Raw genomic sequence first — 6,035 nt, 5'->3', positions numbered from 1 at the left:
GCCGCGGAACTCGACCTGGGCCCCCGGCCCGGCGGCCGACCCCGAGCCGCCTGTGCGCCCGCCGACACCCACGGGGGTGGTGTCGGCGGGCCCACCGGCCAGTCCTCCCGCACGCTCGCCTTCGACCACGCGCGCATCCTCGCCGACGGCCTCGACCGCGTCCGGGCCAAACTCGAGTACAGCCCGCTCGCCACCGCCTTCCTGCCCTACGACTTCACCATCCCCGACCTGCGCGCCGTCTACGAGGCCGTCTGGGACGAGAAGCTCCACCCCGGCAACTTCCACCGCAAGGTCCTCTCCGTCCCCGGCTTCGTCGAGAGCACCGGCGCCACCACCGCCCGCGGCGGCGCCCGCGGCGGCCCCCGGGCCCGCACCTACCACGCCGGAGACGCCAGCCTCCTGCACCCCGCCCTGCTCCGCCCCACCCGCGACGGCGAACTCCGCTGACGGCCGCCACGCGCACCCGGCTACCATCCGGCCATGACCACTGACGACCCGACACGCGCGGTCAACCAGCCGTTCTCCCACTGCCACTTCTGCGGCACCTCCTACCCGGCCGGCACCGACCGCTGGCCCCGCACCTGCCCCGGCTGCGCCGAGATCAGCTACCGCAACCCGCTGCCCGTCGTGGTCACCCTCCTCCCGGTCACCCGCCCCGACGCCGACCCCACCCTCGTCGTCATCCGCCGCACCATCGAGCCCGGCTACGGCCAACTCGCCTTCCCCGGCGGCTACGTGGACTACGGCGAGAGCTGGCAGCAGGCGTGCGTGCGCGAACTGTGCGAGGAGACCGGCATCCTGGCCGACGCCGCCGACATCACCCTGGTCGCCACCGACTCCGACGCCAGGGGCGGCTTCCTCTGCCTCTTCGGCCTGCTCCCGGCCCGTCCGCTCGCCGAACTCCCGCCCTCGCGCCCCACCGACGAGACCGACGGCTGGCAGCTCGCCGCCCCCGACACCCCGCTCGCCTTCCCCTTCCACACCCGGGTCTCCCGCTCCTGGTTCGGCGGCGAGTTCAGCGGTGAGTCCAGCGGCGGAATCTCCGGCCGCTGACCGGCCTGGCACCCACCGGGCGGACCCTGGCGCAGCGGCCGCTCACATGGCATGGTCTGCACCGACAGCCCAACCGGACGGGCCTGCCACAAGCACTCCCGTCCCCACCACCGGCCGGGAGACCACCACCGTGAGCACCCCACCCCAGGACCAGCCGCTCTGGCGCCCCAACCCCGCTCGCGCCGCAGCCACCAGCCTGGTGGCCTTCCAGGCCTGGGCCGCCGAACACCACGGCGCCCCGGCCGCCCCGCTCGCCCCGGCCGCCGACGACCAGCAGGCCGCCCAGCGCTACGCCGACCTGCACGCCTGGTCCACCGCCGACCTCGACCGCTTCTGGACCGCGATCACCCAGTGGTTCGACGTCCGCTTCACCCAGGCCCCCGAGGCCGTCCTCGCCGACCCCGCCATGCCCGGCGCCCGCTGGTTCCCCGGCGCCCGCCTCAACTACGCCGAACACGCCCTGCGCGCCGCCGAGGACCCGGCCAACGCCGACCGCCCGGCCGTCCTGCACCTCGACGAGACCACCGAACAGCCGGCCGTCCTCACCTGGTCCGAACTGCGCCGCCAGGTCGGCTCGTTGGCCGCCGCCCTGCGCGCCCGGGGCATCGGCCCCGGCGACCGCGTCAGCGCCTACCTGCCCAACATCCCGCAGGCCGCCGTCGCCCTCCTCGCCACCGCCGCGGTCGGCGCGATCTGGACCAGCTGCGCCCCCGACTTCGGCGCCCGCAGCGTCCTGGACCGCCTCCAGCAGATCGAACCCGCCGTCCTCTTCGCCGTCGACGGCTACCACTACGGCGGCAAGGACCACGACCGCACCGAGGTCGTCGCCGAACTGCGCCGCGAACTCCCCACCCTGCGCACCGTCGTCCACGTCCCGCTGCTCGGCGCCCCCGCCCCCGAGGGCGCCCTGCACTGGGACGACCTGGTCGCCGACGACGTCGAGCCGGTCTACGAGGCCGTCCCCTTCGACCACCCGCTCTGGGTGCTCTACTCCTCCGGCACCACCGGCCTGCCCAAGGCCATCGTCCAGAGCCAGGGCGGCATCCTGCTCGAACACCTCAAGCAGGCCGGCCTCCACCTCGACCTCGGCCCCCGGGACCGCTTCCTCTGGTACACCTCCACCGGCTGGATGATGTGGAACTTCCTGCTGGCCGGCCTCCTGGTCGGGGCCACGATCGTCACCTACGACGGCAGCCCCGGCCACCCCGACACCGGCGCGCTCTGGTCGGTCGCCGCCCGCACCCGCGCCACCGTCCTCGGCACCTCCGCCGCCTACGTGATCGCCAGCCGCAAGGCCGAGCTGCACCCCGGCCGCGACCTCGACCTCTCCGCCGTCCGCTGCATCGGCACCACCGGCTCCCCGCTCCCGCCCGACGGCTTCCGCTGGATCTACGAGGAGGTCAAGGAGGACGTCTGGCTCGCCTCCGTCAGCGGCGGCACCGACGTCTGCTCCTGCTTCGTCGGCGGCGTCCCCACCCTGCCCGTCCACCTCGGCGAGATCCAGGCACCCTGCCTCGGCGCCGCCGTCGAGTCCTGGGACGTCCAGGGCCACCCGCACACCGACACCGTCGGCGAACTCGTCGTCACCAAGCCCATCCCGTCCATGCCCACCGGTTTCTGGAACGACCCCGAGGGCACCCGGTACCACGACAGCTACTTCGACATGTACCCCGGCGTCTGGCGCCACGGCGACTGGATCACCGTCACCTCCCGCGGCACCGTCGTCATCCACGGCCGCTCCGACTCCACACTCAACCGCCAGGGCGTCCGGATGGGCTCCTCGGACATCTACGAGGTCGTCGAACGCCTCCCCGAGATCGCCGAATCCCTGGTCATCGGCCTGGAGGAGCCCGACGGCGGCTACTGGATGCCGCTGTTCGTCGTCCTCGCCCCCGGTGCCGAGCTCGACGAGGGGCTGATCGGCCGCATCCGCACCTCGCTGCGCACCCAACTCTCCCCGCGCCACGTCCCCGACGAGGTCATCGCGGTGCGCGGCCTCCCGCACACCCTCACCGGCAAGCGCATCGAGGTCCCGGTCAAGCGGATCCTCTCCGGCACCCCGCTGGAGCAGGCCGTCAACCCCGGCTCCGTCGACGACATCGACCACCTGCGCTTCTTCGAGCAGCTCCGCCGCGATCGGCAGGCCCGAGCCTGACCGGACACGCCGAAGGGGGGCTCCCACCGACCCGGTGGGAGCCCCCCTTCCTGCTGTTCGCCTGTCCTACTCGCCCGACAGCACCTGCTGCGCGGCGGCCCGCGCCTCCTCGGCGCTGTCCGTCGCCCGGGCCGCCTCGGCCGCCCGGCGGCACTGCGCCAGCGTGTACTTGGCCAGCGTCGAGCGCACGTAGGGGATCGAGGCCGAGCCCATCGAGAGGCTGGTGACGCCCAGACCGGTCAGCACCACGGCCAGCAGCGGGTCGGCGGCCGCCTCACCGCAGACGCCGCAGCTCTTGCCGGTCGCCTGCGCCGCCTCGGCGGCCGCGGCGATCAGGTCCAGCAGCGCCGGCTGCCACGGGTCCTGCAGCCGGGCCAGCGCGCCCACCTGACGGTCGGCGGCGAAGGTGTACTGCGCGAGGTCGTTGGTCCCCAGCGACAGGAACTCGACCTCCTGGAGGATCGACCGGGCCCGCAGCGCGGCCGACGGGATCTCCACCATCGCGCCGAACTTGGCCTCCAGCCCCGCCTCGCGGCACGCCTGGGCGAAGTCCTTGGCGTCCTTGCGGTCGGCCACCATCGGGGCCATCACCTCAAGGTGCACCGGCAGGCCCTCGGCGGCCCTGGCCAGCGCCCGCAGCTGCGTCCGCAGCACCTCCGGGTGCTCCAGCAGGGTGCGCAGACCGCGCACACCGAGCGCCGGGTTCGGCTCGTCGGCGGGGGTGAGGAAGTCCAGCGGCTTGTCCGCGCCCGCGTCCAGCGCCCGGACCACGACCCGGCCCTCCGGGAACGCCTCCAGCACCTTGCGATACGCCTCGACCTGCTTCTCCTCGGTGGGCGCCTTCGCGGAGTCGTCCAGGAAGAGGAACTCGGTCCGGAACAGGCCGACGCCCTCGGCGCCGTTCTCCAGTGCGGCCGGCACGTCCGCCGGGCCGCCCACGTTGGCCAGCAGCGGCACGCGGTGGCCGTCCGAGGTCTGCCCCGGGCCGGAGGACGCGGCCAGCGCGGCCTTGCGCTGGGCGGCGACCGCCCGCAGCTCGTCCTGCTTCTCCTGCGAGGGCTCCAGCAGCACGTCACCGGAGCTGCCGTCCACGGCGACGACGGTGCCCTCGGCGACGTCCGTCGCAGCGGGCAGCGCGACCACGGCCGGCACGCCCAACGCCCGCGCCAGGATGGCGCTGTGGCTGGTCGGCCCGCCCTCCTCGGTCACGAAGCCGAGCACCAGCGTCGGGTCGAGCAGCGCGGTGTCGGCCGGCGCCAGGTCCCGCGCGAACAGCACGTACGGCTCGTCGCTGTCCGGCACGCCCGGCATCGGCACGCCCAGCAGCCGGGCCACGATGCGGTTGCGGACGTCGTCCAGGTCGGCGACCCGCCCGGCCAGGTAGTCGCCGGCGGAGGCGAGCAGCGCCCGGTAGGCGGCGAAGGCGTCGTACACACCGCGCTCGGCGCTGCTGCCGACGGCGATCCGGCGGGACACGTCGGCCATCAGCTCCGGGTCCTGCGCCATCAGCGCCTGGGCCTCCAGGACGGCCTGCGCCTCGCCACCGGCCAGGTTGCCACGGGCGATCAGGTCCGCGGCGACCGCCTCGACGGCGGCCTGGGCGCGGGCCTGCTCGCGCGGGGCGTCCTCGGTCGGGATCTGGGTGGCCGGGGGCTCCAGCACCGCCGTCCCCATGTGCCGCACCTGGCCGATCGCGACCCCGTGGCTGACACCCACGCCGCGCAGCGTCTTCTTCATGTCACCTGTCTCCGCTGAGAGGAGCGGCCCCGCCGGGAACCGCTGTGTGCCGGGCCGCCCCGACAACTCCTGCGGGGCGGGTGTGTGCAAAGTAAGAGGTCAGTTCCAGCTGAACAGGGCCTCGCCGGAGACGGCCTCGCCGTCCTCCCGCAGGCCGCCGAGCGAGTCGGCGTTCGCCTCCAGCGCCACGATCGGCGAGATGGGCGACTTGCCCGCGGCCTCGACGGCGGCCGGGTCCCACTTGATGACGGCCTGACCGCGGGTCACCGTGTCGCCCTTGTTGACCAGCAGCTCGAAGCCCTCGCCGTTCAGCTGCACGGTGTCGATCCCCAGGTGGGTCAGTACACCGTGGCCCTCGGCGTCCACCACGACGAACGCGTGCGGGTGCATGGAGACGACGACGCCGTCCACCGGAGCGACCGCCTCGGTCGGCCGGCGCTCCGGGTCGATCGCGGTGCCGGGGCCGACCATCGCGCCGGAGAACACCGGGTCGGGCACGCCGGCGAGCCCGACGACCTTGCCGGTCAGCGGCGACGTCACAGTGGTCATGGTTGTGCCTCCCAAGTGAGTGGTACAGCGAGCGGCCGCGAGCAGCGGCAGGACGATCGACTGAAGCCTAAATCATGTCAACTTCGGACATCTGCTGACATTCCCGGGCGAAGACCCACGCCCAGCCCGGCCCGTCGTCCGGCGGCTCACCGACCGTTTAGTGGTCTAGTCCTCTTAGTCGATGCGCCGCACTCTACAGGCATCTTGGCGAATCGGGACCATTGCTGTATATGCTCGCGAGAGCAACAAATCATGCCGCCGACCGGGTGACACCGGGAGCGCCTCGATTCGCACTCCGGCGGGCGACCCGCTATGGTTGGGCGAGTCGCCGCGACTTGGCGGTTAACACCAGATTTCAGATGCGAAAACCTCCGGTAAACGGGGCGGAAAACATCTGGTAAGCTGGGAACACGAAAGAACGAAGCGCCCGGAGGGCCCGCTGGAATGCGGTCCGAAGGAAGTGTCCGTTCCTTGAGAACTCAACAGCGTGCCAAAAGTCAACGCCAGATATGTTGACATCCCCGGCCTCAGATTCTTCTGG

Annotated in this window: 4 protein-coding genes and 1 pseudogene; 3 read left to right on the top strand and 2 right to left on the bottom strand. The window is 72.9% G+C overall.

The features are described from left to right. From ACFV6D_RS37360 to ACFV6D_RS37350, 3 genes and pseudogenes are all read left to right on the top strand, one after another. Positions 1-447: pseudogene (locus ACFV6D_RS37360) on the top strand (DNA hydrolase); the annotation flags it as partial. Positions 448-480: 33 nt separating this feature from the next. After that, positions 481-1,053: an NUDIX domain-containing protein gene (locus ACFV6D_RS37355; RefSeq protein ID WP_380380391.1), complete on the top strand. Its 573-nt coding sequence runs from the start codon at positions 481-483 to the stop codon at positions 1,051-1,053. Between the two features lie 46 nt (positions 1,054-1,099). Further along, positions 1,100-3,208 carry an acetoacetate--CoA ligase gene (locus tag ACFV6D_RS37350; protein WP_380494958.1) on the top strand — a complete coding sequence of 703 codons (2,109 nt, stop codon included), beginning with the start codon at positions 1,100-1,102 and terminating at the stop codon, positions 3,206-3,208. A 66-nt stretch (positions 3,209-3,274) separates the two neighbouring features. Here ACFV6D_RS37350 and ptsP read toward each other — a convergent pair whose 3' ends face one another. Further along, on the bottom strand, positions 3,275-4,945 hold the full coding sequence (gene ptsP / locus ACFV6D_RS37345; RefSeq protein ID WP_063350197.1) for a phosphoenolpyruvate--protein phosphotransferase: 1,671 nt from the start codon (positions 4,943-4,945) through the stop codon (positions 3,275-3,277). A 99-nt stretch (positions 4,946-5,044) separates the two neighbouring features. Continuing rightward, positions 5,045-5,494 (bottom strand): PTS glucose transporter subunit IIA, encoded by a 450-nt coding sequence (locus ACFV6D_RS37340; RefSeq protein WP_063350198.1) that lies wholly within the window; start codon positions 5,492-5,494, stop codon positions 5,045-5,047. Positions 5,495-6,035: the final 541 nt, after the last annotated feature.

The sequence above is a fragment of the Kitasatospora sp. NPDC059812 genome (assembly GCF_042732075.1).
Taxonomy (GTDB): domain Bacteria; phylum Actinomycetota; class Actinomycetes; order Streptomycetales; family Streptomycetaceae; genus Kitasatospora.
Note: the sequence above shows the minus strand (reverse complement) of the source record. Positions and strands in the feature narration are given on the sequence as shown.